Annotated in this window: 15 protein-coding genes; 10 read left to right on the top strand and 5 right to left on the bottom strand. The window is 63.9% G+C overall.

The features are described 5' to 3' along the window. Window positions 1-6: 6 nt before the first annotated feature. The 9 genes from BB029_RS17265 (at window position 7) to BB029_RS17225 (ending at window position 8980) form a co-directional block, all read left to right on the top strand. Window positions 7-333 (top strand): acyl-CoA dehydrogenase, encoded by a 327-nt coding sequence (locus BB029_RS17265; protein WP_065927040.1) that lies wholly within the window; start codon window positions 7-9, stop codon window positions 331-333. Beyond that, complete coding sequence (locus tag BB029_RS17260; RefSeq protein WP_065940092.1) at window positions 333-1766, top strand: LLM class flavin-dependent oxidoreductase; 1434 nt, start codon at window positions 333-335, stop codon at window positions 1764-1766. The genes BB029_RS17265 and BB029_RS17260 overlap by 1 nt, the downstream gene beginning before the upstream one ends. 126 nt (window positions 1767-1892) lie before the next feature. Continuing rightward, window positions 1893-2741 carry an AMP-binding protein gene (locus BB029_RS17255; RefSeq protein WP_065940091.1) on the top strand — a complete coding sequence of 283 codons (849 nt, stop codon included), beginning with the start codon at window positions 1893-1895 and terminating at the stop codon, window positions 2739-2741. Beyond that, window positions 2738-3508 carry an ABC transporter ATP-binding protein gene (locus BB029_RS17250; protein ID WP_065940090.1) on the top strand — a complete coding sequence of 257 codons (771 nt, stop codon included), beginning with the start codon at window positions 2738-2740 and terminating at the stop codon, window positions 3506-3508. The genes BB029_RS17255 and BB029_RS17250 overlap by 4 nt, the downstream gene beginning before the upstream one ends. Continuing rightward, window positions 3508-4389, top strand: coding sequence for a branched-chain amino acid ABC transporter permease (locus BB029_RS17245; protein ID WP_027606301.1), 882 nt, complete (start codon window positions 3508-3510; stop codon window positions 4387-4389). Before BB029_RS17250 ends, BB029_RS17245 begins: the two co-directional genes overlap by 1 nt. A gap of 4 nt (window positions 4390-4393) precedes the next feature. Further along, window positions 4394-5443: a branched-chain amino acid ABC transporter permease gene (locus tag BB029_RS17240; RefSeq protein ID WP_065940089.1), complete on the top strand. Its 1050-nt coding sequence runs from the start codon at window positions 4394-4396 to the stop codon at window positions 5441-5443. An 18-nt stretch (window positions 5444-5461) separates the two neighbouring features. Beyond that, the gene (locus tag BB029_RS17235) at window positions 5462-6802 is read left to right on the top strand and encodes an ABC transporter substrate-binding protein (protein ID WP_065940088.1); all 1341 of its coding nucleotides are present in this window, start codon (window positions 5462-5464) and stop codon (window positions 6800-6802) included. 3 nt (window positions 6803-6805) lie between these two features. Continuing rightward, entirely contained in the window at window positions 6806-7573 is a 768-nt protein-coding gene (locus BB029_RS17230) for an ABC transporter ATP-binding protein (RefSeq protein ID WP_027606304.1), read from the top strand. A gap of 12 nt (window positions 7574-7585) precedes the next feature. Next, window positions 7586-8980: an FAD/NAD(P)-binding protein gene (locus BB029_RS17225; RefSeq protein ID WP_065940087.1), complete on the top strand. Its 1395-nt coding sequence runs from the start codon at window positions 7586-7588 to the stop codon at window positions 8978-8980. 101 nt (window positions 8981-9081) lie between these two features. On the opposite strand, the gene BB029_RS17220 is transcribed toward BB029_RS17225, so the two are convergent. From BB029_RS17220 to BB029_RS17205, 4 genes are read right to left on the bottom strand one after another with little or no spacing between them, the layout of a single operon-like run. Continuing rightward, window positions 9082-10323: an efflux RND transporter periplasmic adaptor subunit gene (locus tag BB029_RS17220; protein ID WP_065940086.1), complete on the bottom strand. Its 1242-nt coding sequence runs from the start codon at window positions 10321-10323 to the stop codon at window positions 9082-9084. Beyond that, window positions 10313-11791 (bottom strand): TolC family protein, encoded by a 1479-nt coding sequence (locus BB029_RS17215; RefSeq protein WP_065940085.1) that lies wholly within the window; start codon window positions 11789-11791, stop codon window positions 10313-10315. The genes BB029_RS17220 and BB029_RS17215 overlap by 11 nt, the downstream gene beginning before the upstream one ends. After that, window positions 11784-12983 (bottom strand): ABC transporter permease, encoded by a 1200-nt coding sequence (locus tag BB029_RS17210; protein WP_065940084.1) that lies wholly within the window; start codon window positions 12981-12983, stop codon window positions 11784-11786. The genes BB029_RS17215 and BB029_RS17210 overlap by 8 nt, the downstream gene beginning before the upstream one ends. Next, window positions 12980-13684 carry an ABC transporter ATP-binding protein gene (locus tag BB029_RS17205; RefSeq protein ID WP_065940083.1) on the bottom strand — a complete coding sequence of 235 codons (705 nt, stop codon included), beginning with the start codon at window positions 13682-13684 and terminating at the stop codon, window positions 12980-12982. The genes BB029_RS17210 and BB029_RS17205 overlap by 4 nt, the downstream gene beginning before the upstream one ends. Window positions 13685-14046: 362 nt before the next feature. On the opposite strand from BB029_RS17205, the gene BB029_RS17200 reads away from it, so the two are divergent. After that, a complete protein-coding gene (locus tag BB029_RS17200; RefSeq protein WP_065940082.1) occupies window positions 14047-14799 on the top strand; it encodes a TetR/AcrR family transcriptional regulator in 753 nt (250 codons plus the stop codon). Window positions 14800-14964: 165 nt separating this feature from the next. Here BB029_RS17200 and BB029_RS17195 read toward each other — a convergent pair whose 3' ends face one another. Further along, on the bottom strand, window positions 14965-16026 hold the full coding sequence (locus BB029_RS17195) for an FUSC family protein (protein ID WP_065940081.1): 1062 nt from the start codon (window positions 16024-16026) through the stop codon (window positions 14965-14967). Between the last annotated feature and the right edge of the window lie 3 nt (window positions 16027-16029).

Raw genomic sequence — 16029 nt, 5'->3', positions numbered from 1 at the left:
TGACCCATGACCGCCCTGACCCTCGCACGCCAACTGCTGGACAGCACCCGTCGCCACGTCGAAAAAAGCGACGACCCCTACGTGATCAGCCGCTTCGGCGATTGGCAGATTCGCGTGGATGTAGCGGCCGCCTTGCTTGAACGCGCCGAAACCGACCCAAGCCCGGTCGCCGTCACTGAAGCGCAGATCGCCGCCGCCGAAGCCTTGCTCTTTGCCAGCAACACCGAATTCGAACTGACCGGCCAACGCACCGCGCTGCCACCGACCCTGGATGATCCGTTGCGCTGGAAATACCAGGTCGTCGGCAACTACCACCTCAACGGAGTGCTGTGATGTCCCGTGAAATCCGCTTGAACGCCTTCGACATGAACTGTGTCGGCCACCAATCGCCGGGCCTGTGGGCGCATCCGCGCGATCGCTCGTGGCAGTACAAGGACCTTGAATACTGGACCGACCTGGCGAAGATCCTTGAGCGCGGCAAGTTCGACGGCCTGTTTATCGCCGACGTGCTGGGCATCTACGACGTGTACAACGGCAACGGCGACGCGGCGATTCGCCAGGCGACCCAGGTGCCGGTCAACGATCCGTTGTCGCTGATCGCACCCATGGCGCTGGTCACCGAGCACCTGGGGTTTGGCCTCACCGCGTCGCTGTCGTTCGAACACCCGTATCCGTTTGCCCGCAGGCTGTCGACCCTGGACCACCTGACCAAGGGCCGCATCGGCTGGAACATCGTCACCTCCTACCTGGAAAGCGGCGCCAAGAACCTTGGCCAGAAAGCCCAGACCGAACACGACGCCCGCTACGACTATGCCGAGGAATACCTGGAGGTCTGCTACAAACTCTGGGAAGGCAGTTGGGAAGAGGGCGCGGTACTGCGCGACCGCGAACGTCGGATCTTCAGCGACCCGAGCAAGATCCACGAGATCCGCCACGTCGGCAAACACTTCCAGGTGCCCGGCATCCACCTGTGCGAACCGTCGCCGCAGCGCACGCCGGTGCTGTACCAGGCCGGTGCCTCCAGCCGTGGCAAGCAGTTTGCCGCCGAGCAGGCCGAATGCGTGTTCGTTGCCGCGCCGTCCAAGGTGCTGCTGAAAAAGACCGTCGCCGACATCCGCCGCCGTGCGGCCGAAGCCGGGCGCGACCCGAAGAAAATCCTGATTTTCAACTTGCAGACCGTGATCGTCGACGAGACCGACGCCAAGGCCAAGGCCAAATTCGACGAATACAAATCCTACGTCAGTTATGAAGGCGCGATGGCGCTTATCTCCGGCTGGACCGGGATCGATTTCAGCCAGTTCAAGCCGGATGAACCGCTCAAGCACGTGCACACCAATGCGATTCAATCGGCGGTGGAAGCTTTCTCCACGGCGGATCCGAACAAGGTCTGGACCCCCAGCGAACTGGCCGATTGGGTCGGTATCGGCGGTTTTGGCCCGCTGTTCGTCGGCGGCCCGGAGACCGTGGCGGACCTGTTGCAGGAGTGGGTCGAAGAGACCGACGTCGACGGCTTCAACCTCGCCTATGCGCTGACCCACGAAACCTTTGTCGACGCCGTCGAATGGCTGGTGCCGGAGTTGCAGAAGCGCGGCGTGTACAAGACCGAATACGCCCAGGGCACGTTGCGCGAGAAGTTGTTCGGCGACGGTGCAAGGTTGGGCGCGAACCACCCTGGCGCGGGCTACCGCAATTTATCTGGGATACAAAAAACCAATGTGGGAGGGGGCTTGCCCCCGATAGCGGTGGCTCAGTCAAAGGTGTTCTAACTGATCCACCACCATCGGGAGCAAGTCGAATCGTCGCACCGCCCCTCCCACAGTTGTCCTGTGTCGATCCAAATAATCAAGCCAGCGGACCACCGCACGCACACCCCCCAATAGGAGCAACCCCCTATGAGCGTGCACGAACCAACGGCCCTGCTGGAACACCTGCGCCACTGGGCGCAACTCACACCGTTGCACATCGCCCTGCGCCACAAGCGCCAGGGCCAGTGGTACGCCTGGCGCTGGATCGACACCTTGCGCGATGTCGAACGCCTGGCCGATGGTTTGCGCCAGCAAGGTTTCAATCAACAGTCACGCTTGGTGCTCAGCGGCGCCTTTGAGCCGAACCTGCTGTTGCTGGCGTTGGCGGCCCAGTCCGTCGGCGCACAGGTGCTGACGCTGGCCGATAACCTCGAGCCGCAGGCCTTGGAGCAACAACTGTGGCGTATTCATCCCAGCCACGCCTACGTTCAAGGTCGCCAGCGCGATTGGACCTTCACCCAGCGGTTGGATTTCGCCCAACTGTTCGGCCCCGTGGACCCGGCGCAACACCTGCAGCGCTGGTGGCAGCCAGCCGGTGAAACCGCATTGTGGAGCGAGGAGGGCACCCACTGGCAAGGCGGCCTGGCGGTGGTGCTGGAGCAGTGGCTGAGCAGCGGCCACGGCCTGGCCTTCCCGGAAAGCCTGGCCTCGGCGCGACGTGATCGCAGCGAAGTCGCGCCCACCGGCCTGCTGCTGTCGCCCGCCCGTTTGCTGCACCTGGCCGACGAGATCGAAAGCCGCCTGCCACCCCACGGCACCTGGCGTCGACGCCTGTGCGACTGGGCCATTGCCCACCCGCACAGCGGCCTGCGCCGCCTGCTGAAAAACCGCGTGCGCACACTGTTGGGCTTCCAGCGCCTGGCCTATATCTGGCAGCCCCTCAAATCCAATGCCGAGCCGACGTGGCTTGCCGAATTCAAACGGGAACGTGCATGAGCCAAGCCATTCTCCAGGTGCGGGACATCTCGCTGTCGTTCAAGGGCGTCAAGGCGATCAATGGGCTGTCGTTCGAGGTGGCGCGCGGGGAAATCTGCGCGTTGATCGGGCCCAACGGCGCCGGCAAGAGTTCATTGCTCAACGTGCTCAACGGCGTGTATCGCTTCGATGCCGGCGAGATCGTGTTCGAGGCGCAGCATTTCCAGCGTATCGACCCGCTGGGCGCCGCGCGCCGAGGCATTGGCCGTACCTTTCAGAACAACGCCCTGTTCAAGAAAATGAGCGTGCTCGACAACATCCTCACCGGCCTGTCGCGGCATATGCGCACCAGCTTTATCGAACAGGCCCTCGGCTTGCCCCGCGCACGCCGTGAAGCCGAAGCCTTCCGCCTGCGCGCCCAGGGCATCCTTGAATTCCTGGAGCTGCAAGCCTACCGCGATGTGCTGGTGGGCAACCTGTCCTATGGCCTGCAAAAGCGTGTGGAGCTGGGCCGTGCATTGATCGCCGGGCCGAGCCTGTTGCTGCTGGACGAACCCATGGCCGGCATGAACGCCGAGGAAAAACAGGAAATGGCGCGCTTTGTCGCCGACGTGAACCGCGACCTCGGCACCACCGTGGTGTTGATCGAACACGACATGGGCGTGGTCATGGGGCTGTCCGACCATGTGGTGGTGCTCGACTACGGGCGCAAGGTCGGTGACGGCACACCCGCCGAAGTGCAGGCCAACCCCGAGGTGATCGCGGCCTACCTGGGAGTGACGCACTGATGACGTTTTTCTTCGAAACCCTGCTCGGCGGCCTGCTCGCCGGCACCATGTACTCCCTGGTCGCGATTGGCTTCGTGCTGATCTACAAGGCCAGCGGCGTGTTCAATTTTGCCCAGGGCTCGATGCTGCTGTTTGCCGCGCTGACCTTCGTCAGCCTGCACGACCAGGGTGTGCCGTTTGCCCTGGCGTTGTTGTTGACGGTGATCGTGATGATCGTCGGCGCCTTGCTCATCGAGCGCCTGGTGCTGCGGCCGCTGGTGAACCGCTCGCAGATCACGCTGTTCATGGCGACGCTGGGCCTGTCGTTCATTATCGAAGGCCTGGCCCAGGGCGTGATGGGCTCGCAGGTGCGCGCCCTGGACCTGGGCATCGACGATGTACCGCTGTTCGTCGGGCCGCTGATGCTCAGCCAGTTCGACCTGATCGCCGCGGCCGTGGCCGTGGTGCTGGTGACGGTGCTAGCGCTGCTGTTCAACAAGACCCGCATTGGCGTGTCGCTGCGCGCGGTGGCGGATGACACCACGGCCGCGCTGTCCATCGGCATCAACCTCAACCGCATCTGGCAGATCGTCTGGGCAGTGGCCGGCATTGTCGGGCTGGTGGCGGGGTTGTTGTGGGGCGCGCGCCAGGGCGTGCAGTTTTCGCTGTCGCTGGTGGTGCTCAAGGCCTTGCCGGTGTTGATCATCGGCGGCTTCACCTCGATTGGCGGGGCAATTGTCGGCGGGCTGATTGTCGGCGCGGCGGAGAACCTCGCCGAGGTGTATATCGGCCCGCTGATCGGTGGCGGCATCACACCGTGGTTCGCCTATGTCCTGGCGTTGTCCTTCCTGTATATCCGTCCCGCCGGCCTGTTCGGCGAGCGCGCCATCGAGCGAGTCTGAAAGCATGTCGATCCCTGTTGCTGAACACACCGCCCCCTTGCTGCTGGTCCAGCGGCGCCTGCCCTGGAGTCTGCTCGGCCTGCTGGCACTGGCGTTTATCGTGGTGCCGCTGTGGGGCAATGACTATTGGCTCAATGCGATCCTGATCCCGTTCCTGGTGCTGTCCCTGGCCGGGCTGGGCCTGAATTTACTCACCGGCTATACCGGGCAAACCTCGGTGGGTGCCGCCGGGTTCATGGCCGTCGGTGCCTTCGCCACCTATGGGTTTTTACTGCGCCTGCCGGAGTTGGGCCTGCCGGTGGCGCTGCTCGGCGGCGGGATCATCAGCGCCGTGGTCGGATTGCTGTTTGGCTTGCCCAGCTCGCGGATCAAAGGCTTCTACCTGATGGTTACCACCTTGGCCGCGCAGTTTTTCCTCGAGTGGCTGTTCGTCAAGTTCCCCTGGTTCTACAACTATGGCTCGTCCGGGACCATTTCGGCGCCGAAGCTGGCGTTGTTCGGCCATGACCTCAACACGCCGCTGGGCCGCTATTGGCTGACCCTGGTCACGGTGCTGTTGTTGACCTGGGCTGCCGTCAACCTGGTGCGCAGCCAGGTGGGCCGCAACTGGATGGCGATCCGCGACATGGACACCGCCGCCGCCGTGGTCGGTATCCCGGTGGTGCGCTACAAGCGCCTGGCGTTTGCGGTCAGTTCGTTCTACCTCGGCATCGCCGGCGCGTTGTGGGCGTTTGCCTACCTGGGCACGGCCAGCGCCAGCAGCTTCGACATCAACCGCTCATTCCAGATCCTGTTCATCATCATTATCGGCGGCATGGGCAGCATTGCCGGCAACTTCGTCGGCGCGGCATTCATCAGTTTGCTGCCGATCTTCCTCAGCCATGTCGGGCAGGCGTTGTTCGGTGGCTCGGTGGACGCGGGGCAGTTGCAGAACCTGCAGAAAATCATTTTTGGCGTGTTGATCATCGTGTTCCTGATCAAGGAGCCCGAGGGCTTGATTCGCCTGTTGTACAACCTCCGTGACCGGCTGCGTCAGTGGCCCCTACGTTTCTGACTGAATAAGAGAATCCCTATGCGTGCATCCTTGAAACGCTCCCTGGCCGGCGCCGCCTTCGCGCTGGCTGCCCTGGCCGGTGCCGTGCCCCAGGCGGTAGCCTCGGCCGACCAGCAGTTCTTTCCCCTGGCCACCTACCGCGTCGGCGCCTACGCCTCCAGCGGCGTGCAGGTGTGGGCCGGGATGATCGACTACCTGCGCTATATCAACGAGGTCGAAGGCGGCATCAATGGCGTGAAGCTGGTGTGGCAGGAATGCGAGACCGAGTGGACGGCGGAGAAAGGCATCGAGTGCTACGAGCGCTTCAAGAACGGCCTGGATGGCGCGCCGGTCGCGGTGTACCAGCCCAACGGCGCGCCGGCGGCCTATGCCCTCAGCGAAAGGGCAGAGGTGGACAAGATCCCGCTGATCACCCTCGGCTACGGTCGCACCGAAGCCACCGACGGCACGGTGTTCCCGTACAACTTCCCGGTGATGCTGACGTTCTACAGCGAGGCGTCGACCCTGGTGAACTACATCGCCCAGCGCGAAGGCGGCTTCGACAAACTCAAGGGCAAGAAGATCGCCACGGTCTACCACGACTCGGCCTACGGTCGCGAAACCCTCGGCCCGCTGAAATTGCTGGCGGAAAAATACGGCTTTGAAAATATCCAGATTCCGGTGGCCGACCCGGGCAATGAGCAGTCCGCGCAATGGCGCCAGGTACGCCAGGCCAACCCGGATTGGGTGTTCCTGCGCACCTGGGGCGTGTCCACCCCGGTGGCGGTGAAAACCGCCGCACGCTTCGGCTTCCCGGTGGACCATATCATCGGCGACATCTGGGCCAGCTCCAGCGAAGACGTATTGCCCGCAGGCGCCGCCGCCAAGGGCTACCTGGCGCTCACGCCTTACCCGGCAGGTGCGGATTTCGAGATCCACAAGCGCCTCAAGCAATACATCCTCGACAAGGGCCACAGCGACCTCAAGGACCTGAAGAATTTCGGCAGCGTCTACTACAACTCCGGCCTGGTGAACGCCGCCGTAGCCGTGGAAGCGATCCGCACCGGCCAGGCCAGGTTCGGCAAGCGTCCGCTCAATGGCGAAGAAGGCCGCTGGGGCCTGGAACACCTGAATATCGATGACGCGCGCTTGAAGGACATGGGCTACCTGGGCCTGATGCAGAACCTCAAGCTGTCGTGCCGCGACCACGAAGGCGGCGGCTCGGCGCGCGTGCAGCAATGGGACGGCGCCCACTGGACGCTGATCAGCGACTGGATCGCCGCCGACCGCGCCCTGTTGCGCCCGCTGATCGATGAAAAATCCGCGGCGTTCGCCAAGGAAAAAGGCCTGACGCCACGCACCTGCACCGGGGATGAATAGATCATGAGCCAGCTCGCCAGCGAAGCTACGCGCCCGTCGTTGTTGACGGTCAACGATATTGAAGTGATCTATGACGGCGCGATCCTCGCCGTGGCCGGGGTGTCGCTGAGCGTGCCCAAGGGCGCCATCGTCGCCCTGCTCGGGGCCAATGGCGCCGGCAAGAGCACCACCCTCAAGGCGATCTCCGGGCTGGTGCGGGCCGAGCGCGCCGAAGTCAGCCGGGGCGTGATCGAATACGCGGGCGTCGACCTGGCCGGCGTCGACCCCAGCCAGCGCGTGCGCCAGGGCATGGTGCATGTGCTGGAAGGCCGCCATGTCTTCGGCCAGCTCAGCGTCGAAGACAACCTGCGCAGCGGCGGCTTTGTGCGGCGCCTGAGCCGCAAGGCCATGGAGCAGGACCTGGAGCGTATCTATGCGTGGTTCCCGCGGCTCAAGACCAAACGTCACACCCGCGCGGGCCTGACGTCCGGCGGCGAGCAACAGATGGTCGCCATCGGCCGCGCGTTGATGACCCGTCCTACTTTGGTACTGCTAGACGAGCCGTCCATGGGTTTGGCGCCTATGATCGTGCAGGAGATCTTCGAGATCATCGCGCAGCTCAACCGCGAGCAGCAGGTGAGCTTCCTGATCGCCGAGCAGAACATCAACGTCGCGCTCAACTATGCGTCCCAGGGCTACGTGCTGGATACTGGGCGCGTGGCCTTGAGTGGCAGCGCCGCCGAGCTGTTGGCGCGGGGCGATTTGCACGATATTTATCTGGGTAAACAGTAAAGGCGAATGTGCATGACTGAATCCCTCCGCAACGCTGATGTGCTGATCATCGGCGGCGGCCTGAGCGGCACGATGCTGGCGGTGCAACTGCTGCGCCGGCCTGGGCAGCGCCGGATCCTGGTGATCGAACCGCGCGCCGAACTCGGCCGTGGCGAGGCCTACAGCGCCGTCGAACTGGGCCACACCTTGAACGGCAACGCGGCGCGCATGAGCGTCGACCCGGACAACGCCGACGACCTGACCCAATGGCTCACCGCCTACATCGGTGCCGGCGGTTGGCCCGAGTCGGACCAGCAGCACGTGCCCATCAGCGAACTGTTCCCGCCACGCGGGATTTTTGGCCTGTATGCGCAGCAACGGCTGGCTGAGGCCAAGGCGTTGTCGGCGTCTACCGTCGAGCATATCCGCGCCGAAGTCGTCGACCTGCAGGTCGGCGACGATTCAGTGTTGCTGACCCTCGACAACGGCCAGCAATTGCACGGCGCCCAGGCGGTGTTGGCCACCGGCATGTTCCCGGCGGCGCGCACACCGCAGACCCAGTCCAGCGGCTTGAACGCCGCCGCCGTGGACCCCTGGGACGTGCAGGCCATGGCCCGGATCGACCCGCAGGCGCCCGTGCTGATCATCGGCTCCGGGTTGACCATGGTCGACGCCGTGGTGTCCCTGGAGCAGGCCGGGCACCGTGGGCCCATCGAGGTGTTTTCACGCCACGGCTTGTTGCCCCATGTGCGCCGGCAGCCGCCGGGCTGGGACGATTTCCTCGCCGCCGACCACGCCTTGCGCAGCCCTCGGCAACTGCTGCGCGAAGTGCGTCGTCAATGCCGCCTCGCACTGGCGCAGGGTATCGATTGGCAGGCGCCACTGGACACCGTGCGCGCCCATATCGGCCGGCTGTGGAGCCAGGCCAGCGCGGGCGAGAAACGTCAGTTCGTGCGGCATGTGCGGCCTTGGTGGGAAAGCCATCACCACCGCTCGCCGCCGTTGAGTGCCCAGTTGGTGGCCCGGCTGCATGAGCAAGGGCGGTTGCGCATTCGCGCGGCGTCGTTCAAGGGGCTGGAGCCTTCGGGCGAGGGCGTGACCATTCGCTTGCGTTACCGTGGCGAACAGGTGGTCAGCCTGGTATCGGGAGCGGCGCTGATCAATTCCAGCGGCATCGAATACGACTGGCGCCGCGTGGCCCGGCCGTTGCCGCAACAGTTGCTCAAGCGCGGGCTGATCAGGCCGGGGCCGCTGGCGTTGGGGATTGCTGCGGATACGTGCGGCGCCGTGCTGGATGCCCAGGGCCGGGTCAGCACGCGATTGTTCGCCATGGGCCCGCCGTTGCGCGGGATGTGGTGGGAGAGCACTGCGGTGACGGATGTGGCGCTTCAGGCCAAGGCCTTGGCATTGAAGTTGGCGCATTTCTAAATGTGGGAGGGGGCTTGCCCCCGATAGCGGTGTGTCAGACACAGGTTTTTAACTGATCCACCGCCATCGGGAGCAAGCCCCCTCCCACAGGGGATCTCCATTTATTTTGAGGTCTTTACGAAGCCGGGTTTTAGGCCGAACACCTCAACCCCCTGCGGCGTCGATTGCCCGGTAGTCACCTTCACCCGCTCCACCGGCTTGTCCATCGCTTCTCGATACTCCACCGTCCTGTCCGCCTGGATCGCCTCGCTCGGAATCACTATCGCCTGCGCATTGTTGTAAGTGACGATGGTCAACCGCGCACTCATCCCCAGGCGCACCCGCTGCAACTGTTGCGGGGTCAGCCTGGGGATCGACAACGTCACCGGAAACTGCGCGCTGCCCTGGCTGTCGCTGGCAATCGCCAGGCCGCTGACCACGCTCACCGAGCCGCTCAGCCGCTCCCCGTCAAAACCATCGCCCAGCACTTCCACCGCCTGGCCCTGGTGCAGCTGGTTGATGTCCAGCTCAGACACCTTGGCGACGATTTTCAGCCGCTCGATATTGGCCAGGCCGAACAGCACCTGGCCCTGGCTGACCTTGCTGCCGGCCTGAATCGGCGCGTTGGTGTTGCCGCCTTGGGGCGTACTGTTGCCGGGGGCGGGCACCACGATGCCGGAGAACGGCGCCTTCACCTCCTTGCCTGCGAGCAGGGTGCGCAAGGCCTCGTATTTCACCGTGGCGTTGGTCAGTTCCATGTCGGCGATCTGGCGGTATTCGCCCTTGCCCTGGTCGAGGGCCTGTTGCAGTTCGCTGCGGGCGGAGGCGAGGTCCAGTTGCTGTTGCTGGGCCTGTTGCTTGAGGTCGTCCAGCTCATTGCGCGGGATGATGCCGCGCTTGAACAGGTTTTCGCTTTCGGTGAGTTTGCGTTGGGTATTGCCGGCGGTCATTTCGGCAGTGCGCAGGCTGCGGCGCGCACGGCTGACGGTGGGGCCGCTGTCCCAGTCCTGCAGCTCCTGCACGGCGCGGCGGGCCTTGAGCTGGGCGGAGAGGGCGTCGCGCAACTGCACTTCAAGGGTGGCCGGGTCCATGCGCAGCAGGACCTGGCCAGCCTCGACCCGCTGCCCTTGCTCCACCAGATTGGCCTGCACGTTGCCGTCGAACGGCGCCGTGAGGGTGAGGGTGGTGTCGGGTTCGATCTTGCCCACCAGGCCGATCTGGTGCACCAGCGGGTCGGGCTTGACGGCCAGCCATTGTTCGGTGGCGCCGGCCGGGCCTTCTGCGGGGCTGCGCAGGGCCAGCCCCGCGCCGGCCAGCAGCAGGATCAACGCGACGCCCAGCAGGCGTTTTCGATTAGTAGTCATTGAGGGCGATTTCCCAACTTTCCAGCGTCATGCCCAGGGTCAGGTCGAGCTGGGTCTGGGCGTTCAAATAAGCGATCAGGGCGTTGAGCTGCGCGTTTTCGGCATTGCGCAGGTCGGTCTCGAAGCTCAGCACCTGGAAGTTGGTGGAGCGTCCGGCGCTGAGTTTCTCGCGTTCGATCTCGATCTTGCGCCGCGACAACTCCACCGCGCGCTGGGATATTTCATACTGGCGCCAGCGGGTGCCGAGGTCGCGTACCACGTCGTTGACGTTGCGTTCCAGTTCCTGGCGGGCGTCGGTGATGCGGATCTCCTGGTCCTCCACATTGACCCGCGCGCGCACTTCGGCCTGGCGCGTGCTGATGTCGCCGATGGGGATCTGCACCTGCACCCCGGCGTAGCTGTCCCAGGTGCGGTTGTTGGTGCTGCCGGCATCGTTATTGTAGGCGTCGCGTATCTGGTTTGCGCCGGCCACCAGGTCCACCTGCCAGCGCCCGGAGTCCTTGGCGATCACCAGGTTGAGGTCGGCCTGCTGGCTGCCGAGCAGGGCGGCGAGGTATTCCGGTTGCTGGGTCTGCGCCAGGTTGAAGGCCTGGCGTTTGTCGATCTGCATGGGCTTGGCCTCCAGGGCTTCGGTGGCGCGAATCGGCGTGGACAGGTCCAGGGCCAGCAGGCGCAGCAAGGCCAGGCGGTTGGTGTCGAGCTGGTTCTGCGCTTCTTCGACGCCCAGTTGCTGGGTGGCGATATCGGCTTCGGTCTGCACGATCTCGAATTCGGCCATGCGCCCGGCGCTGATCAATGCTTTGTTCACCTCCAGCAAGGTGCCGGAGCGCTTGAGGGCGTCCTGCACGATGCTCAGTTGCTCCTGGGCCCGCAGCAGTTCGCGGTAGGTGGCGATGATCTGGCTGATGGTCTGCGCCACGGTCGCCTTGAGGTTGAGGCGGTTGGCCTGTTCCGACAGGCGCGACAGGCGCAACGGTGCGGTGGTGGCGTCCCAGCCGGCGCCGCGCATCAACGGCTGGATGATCGCCAGGTCGAGGCCGTCGCTGCGGTAGCGGCCGGCGCGGTCGGCGTTGTTCAGCTGCTGGGTCCAGGCCATGCTCAGGCGGGTGCCGTATTCACTGAGCAAGCTGGTGGCCGGCGCCACGTTGGCATTGCGCGCACTGTCCTGGGAGCCACGGGTGCTGCGGTAATAGCTGTTAAGGGTGAGCTTGGGGTTGAACACGTCTTCGGCGACGCGCAGGTCGAACTTCTGCGCCACCCGTTGCAGGTAGGCGCTGCGGATCGCCGGGTTGTTGCGCAGGCCCAGGTACACGGCGTCACCCAGGGTCATGGTGGTGACCTGGGCATTCAAGGACACGCCCCGGTCGTAACCACTGCGGGTGCTGCTGGGGGCCGACGGTTTGATGGCCACCTCGGCGGCCATGCCGTGCAGGCTGATCAACACGAGCAACCCGAGCCATTTACTCATCGCGCAAGGCCTCCACCGGCTGCAACCGCGAGGCCGACACCGCCGGGTAGATGCCAAAGAACAAGCCCACCAGCAACGTACTGCCCACCCCCAGGGGCAGGGCGGCGACGGCCAGGTCGAATAGCCAGCCCGACAGCCAGGCATAGAGCCATGCGGCGGTCATGCCAAGCACCGCACCGCACAGCGCACCGACGGCGGTGAGGGTGACGGCTTCGAGCAGGAACAGGTTGCGGATGTCGCGCTGGCGAGCGCCCAGGGCCATGCGAATGCCGATCTCACGACGGCGCTCCGACACGTTCATCAGCATCACATTCATCACGCCTACGCCGCCGCCGACCAGGGAAATGGCGCCGAGGGCCAGCAGCAGGTAGGCGAAGGTGCGGCTTTGCCGGGTCATGCCGTCGATCATTTGCTGGGGCACCTGGATGTCGACAGTGTGGTCGGTGAGCTGGGCCTGCAAGGCGCTGGCGGCTTCCGTGGCAATGTGTTCCATGTCCTGGCCGGGCGCGGCGCGGATAATCACATTGCCGATCTGCGGCATGGCATGGATGCGGCGCATGCCTTCGGCGGGAATGAACAACGACTCGTTGGCCTGTACCGGCATCAGCATTGCCCTGGGCTGGTTCTGCAGAATGCCCACCACCAGGAACAGGTAGTCGTTGATGCGCACGCGGTCGCCCAGTTGCAGCGGATCGCCCGGCGCTCCGAGGGCCTGGGCCAGCTGGTCACCGATCACGCCATAGGTTTCGTTGGCGTCGAAGCTCGACAGGAAGCGCCCCTGCCGTACCACCAGGCGCATCGCCGCCTGGATGTCCGGTGTGCTGCCGACGAGGTTGGCATTAGTGGTACGGCCATGGAACACGATGGGCCCGCTGAACAAGGTCAGCGCGCCGATATGGGCAATGCCCGGCACGGCCTGGCGCACTGCATCCAGGTCGAGCCTCGCGGGCGCGGGGACCGTGCTGCTGCCCTTGGGCGGGAACTGGGCGACCAGGGTGTCGGTGCCCATGTCCTTGAAAATCATCGCGGCATCCACTGCCGCGTTATGGCCGATATTGATCAGCGCCACCACCGACGAACTGCCGATGACGATGCCCAGCAGGGCCAGCACCGAGCGCTTGCCCAGGGTGCGCAGGCTGACGAAGGCTTCATGCAGCAGTTGGCTGAAGCTCTGTTCGACCCGCAGGCTCATAGGCGCCCGGCCTCGTGCACTACGCCGTTGCGCACCAGGATCTTGCGCTCCAGGCGTTCGGCGATATGCGGGTCGTGGGTGACGATGATCAGCGTGACCTGTTGCTCGCGGTTCAAGGCCAGCAGCAGGTCCATGATGTCCTGGGCGGTGGTGCTGTCGAGGTTGCCGGTGGGTTCGTCGGCCAGGATCACCGACGGCTTGCCCACCAATGCACGGGCAATCGCCACACGTTGGCGCTGGCCGCCGGAGAGGTCGGCGGGGCGATGATGGGCGCGCTCGGCCAGCCCGACCTGTTCGAGCATGCGCAGGGCCTGCGCCACCGATTCATGCCGCGATACACCGCGATAGCTCAGGGGCAGGGCGACGTTGTCCAGGGCGCTGAGGCGCGGCAGCAGGTTGAAGCTCTGGAACACAAAGCCGATCTGCTGGTTGCGGATCGCCGCCAGTTCGTCCGGGGATGCACTGAAAATATCGTGGCCGGCAAAGTGGTACTGGCCGCAATTGGGCAGGTCCAGCAGGCCGAGGATATTGAGCAGGGTGCTTTTGCCGGAGCCCGAGGCGCCGAGGATGCCGCAGCTATCACCGCGCTCGATGGACAGGCACACCTCATTGAGAATGGTCAGTTCCTGCCCGGCGAGCTGATAACGCTTGCCGATGCCTTGCAGGGAAATCAAGCCTGGGTGCGCGGGGGTATCTGTCATCGTGACTACGCCTGCAGTCTCGACGCTGCCGTCATGCGCCCTTTGTAAATCTTTGTAACAAGTTCGGGAGCTATCTGGTTCGCGTCACGGACTGGTTTTATTTCTTGTTTTTAAAATATTGTTTGAATACTAACCGTGTTCCCGGTGCTCCGCCAGCCGTGGATGTAGAGCGGTTTTACGCTTTGAAAAGATTTCCCTCACCGGTACGGGAGTCTACCGAAAGGCGCCTGACCCGTCTGAAAATCCCCGTGGGCAAAGGCTTTGGATAGTATGGCGGTGTGTCACTACTTGCTTTCGACCGGCCGCACCGGTATAAAAAATCAAATTATTTTTTAAAACAATATTTCCGCCGTGGAACCCTTATGGTCGCGAAGAAACTCAGCGCTCCAAACGTTACCAAGACTCGATTGCTGGATGCGACAGAGGCTCTCTTCATCAAATACGGCTATGACGCCGTGCTGCTGCGGCAGATTACCGAGCGCGCCCAGGTGAACCTGGCTGCGGTGAACTACCACTTCGGGGACAAGGACTCCCTGATGAAGACCCTGCTGATGCAACGCCTGGAGCCGCTCAACGAGCAGCGCCTGGAATTGCTGGCGCGCTGTGAGGCCGAATCCGACGGTCCCCTCGACTGCGACACCTTGCTCGGCGTGCTCTTCGCCCCGGCCATGGGCCTGGAACGCAGCGACCCGGGGAGTGGGGAAGGGCGTTCGTTCATCCGTTTCCTCGGACGGGTGTACAGCGACACCTCGCCGTTTATCCAGGAATACCTCAAAGTGCATTACCAGCCGGTGTTCCAGCGCTTCTTCGAAGCCTTTGCCCTGGCCTTGCCGGATTTGCCGCGCAATGAACTGGGGGTACGCCTGCAATTTGCCCTCAAGGCGATTTCCGGGGTCATGGCCGGTACCGAACTGCGCCTGCTGATGAACTCCATGAGCCTGGGCCGCCCGGCGACGGATGCCGAGGTGATGGCCAAGCTGATCACCCTGGTCTCGGCGGCGATTCGTGTGCCGCAGCAAAGCCCGGAAGCCGAACACGCGCTGGCCAAGGTGCTGGATACCCAGCGTGCCATTCGTGAACAGGCGACAACGCCGGCCGCCAAGGCCTCGCGCTGAGAATCCCAGGCAAAAAAAAGCCCGCTGGGGCGGCGGGCTTGATGTGCAACGTTTGTAACGGATGAGGCTTCACCCTACGTCTCGGGATGTAAATAAAACGTGAAAAATATGTAAGAGAAAGTGTGAAAGTGTCGATGCGAGTAAACCGGTCAACGGGCCACCTTTCTAGATCCTCCAGCGCCCGGCGCTTTTAGCCAGGCGTTGGCGCATCGCATCCACATTCGCCGCCAGTTGCACGGTCAACAATCGATACCCATCCAGCGCGCTGTAAACCGGCGCGTCCAGGCTGGGCTCGCCGCCGCTGACAGGGCTGGGGCGCTCCAGCCGCTCCGTGACCCCTGACTTCAATGCCCGCGCCATGCCCACCAACTGCACGCGAATCTGCCGATGCTCGGCTTTCAGCATTACTTGCATGCGTGCCATCGCCTGTTCATCGCGCGGGTCCGGGCGGGTGTTGCCGAGAATCTCCAGGGTGCTGATGCACATGCGCAGGTGACGTTGGATCGTGTCCAGCTCGGTCATGGAGATGCGCACTTCCTTGGACACCGACGGCATCAGCGAGCGCAATTGCAGCATCGCCGCATTCAGGCGGTTGAGCAGTTTCAGGTGTTCGTCGTCGGTGACCGACTGGCCATTGATGATCCGGCTGTAGATCTGGGCGCAATCACGCAGGGCGCTGGCCAGGTTGTAGCGCCAGGAATACACGGCATACAGCGGCAGGGCGAAGGAAAACGCCAACGCCAAGGCAATGCCGATCAGGATATCCACGGTGCGCCACAGCCCGTCCGACAACGGGTTGTCACCGTGCCCCGCGACGATAAACACCGTGATCGCGGACAACAGCGCCGTGTACCCGCCCTTGCCGATGGCGTGATAGGAAAAGAACCCGCACACCACCGACATCAGCAGGTAGGTGAGCAACGGCTGGCCGACATACGCCTCCTGCACCACCAGCAGCAGACCGACGCTGGCACCGATCAGCGTGCCATAGGCGCGCTCAACGGCCTTCTTGCCGATATTGCCGTGGTGTTGCAAACCGCCGATCACCACCAGCATGGTCACCGATGCCCATTCACCATGGGGCAGGTTGATGCCGGTGGTCAGCAGGATCGTCGCCAGCAAGCCGATGGACACGCGCACGGCGTGGATCAGCTTGGCGTGGCGATAGCGGCGGTAGGGGTCGAGCAATGGGCGCAGCAGGCGCCGGGCGAAGAGTGGCAGGTTCATCGG

The organism is Pseudomonas sp. S3E12, assembly GCF_001702295.1.
In the GTDB taxonomy this organism is placed as follows: Bacteria; Pseudomonadota; Gammaproteobacteria; order Pseudomonadales; family Pseudomonadaceae; genus Aquipseudomonas; species Aquipseudomonas marginalis.
Note: the sequence above shows the minus strand (reverse complement) of the source record. Positions and strands in the feature narration are given on the sequence as shown.

What these genes read in the sequence shown, in the direction of transcription:
- BB029_RS17220 (WP_065940086.1), bottom strand. Translation starts at nt 10,323, where the DNA reads ATGACTACTAATCGAAAACGCCTGCTGGGCGTCGCGTTGATCCTGCTG.
- BB029_RS17210 (WP_065940084.1), bottom strand. Translation starts at nt 12,983, where the DNA reads ATGAGCCTGCGGGTCGAACAGAGCTTCAGCCAACTGCTGCATGAAGCC.
- BB029_RS17230 (WP_027606304.1), top strand. Translation starts at nt 6,806, where the DNA reads ATGAGCCAGCTCGCCAGCGAAGCTACGCGCCCGTCGTTGTTGACGGTC.
- BB029_RS17265 (WP_065927040.1), top strand. Translation starts at nt 7, where the DNA reads ATGACCGCCCTGACCCTCGCACGCCAACTGCTGGACAGCACCCGTCGC.
- BB029_RS17205 (WP_065940083.1), bottom strand. Translation starts at nt 13,684, where the DNA reads ATGACAGATACCCCCGCGCACCCAGGCTTGATTTCCCTGCAAGGCATC.
- BB029_RS17245 (WP_027606301.1), top strand. Translation starts at nt 3,508, where the DNA reads ATGACGTTTTTCTTCGAAACCCTGCTCGGCGGCCTGCTCGCCGGCACC.
- BB029_RS17215 (WP_065940085.1), bottom strand. Translation starts at nt 11,791, where the DNA reads ATGAGTAAATGGCTCGGGTTGCTCGTGTTGATCAGCCTGCACGGCATG.
- BB029_RS17255 (WP_065940091.1), top strand. Translation starts at nt 1,893, where the DNA reads ATGAGCGTGCACGAACCAACGGCCCTGCTGGAACACCTGCGCCACTGG.
- BB029_RS17240 (WP_065940089.1), top strand. Translation starts at nt 4,394, where the DNA reads ATGTCGATCCCTGTTGCTGAACACACCGCCCCCTTGCTGCTGGTCCAG.
- BB029_RS17235 (WP_065940088.1), top strand. Translation starts at nt 5,462, where the DNA reads ATGCGTGCATCCTTGAAACGCTCCCTGGCCGGCGCCGCCTTCGCGCTG.
- BB029_RS17225 (WP_065940087.1), top strand. Translation starts at nt 7,586, where the DNA reads ATGACTGAATCCCTCCGCAACGCTGATGTGCTGATCATCGGCGGCGGC.
- BB029_RS17200 (WP_065940082.1), top strand. Translation starts at nt 14,047, where the DNA reads ATGGTCGCGAAGAAACTCAGCGCTCCAAACGTTACCAAGACTCGATTG.
- BB029_RS17195 (WP_065940081.1), bottom strand. Translation starts at nt 16,026, where the DNA reads ATGAACCTGCCACTCTTCGCCCGGCGCCTGCTGCGCCCATTGCTCGAC.
- BB029_RS17260 (WP_065940092.1), top strand. Translation starts at nt 333, where the DNA reads ATGTCCCGTGAAATCCGCTTGAACGCCTTCGACATGAACTGTGTCGGC.
- BB029_RS17250 (WP_065940090.1), top strand. Translation starts at nt 2,738, where the DNA reads ATGAGCCAAGCCATTCTCCAGGTGCGGGACATCTCGCTGTCGTTCAAG.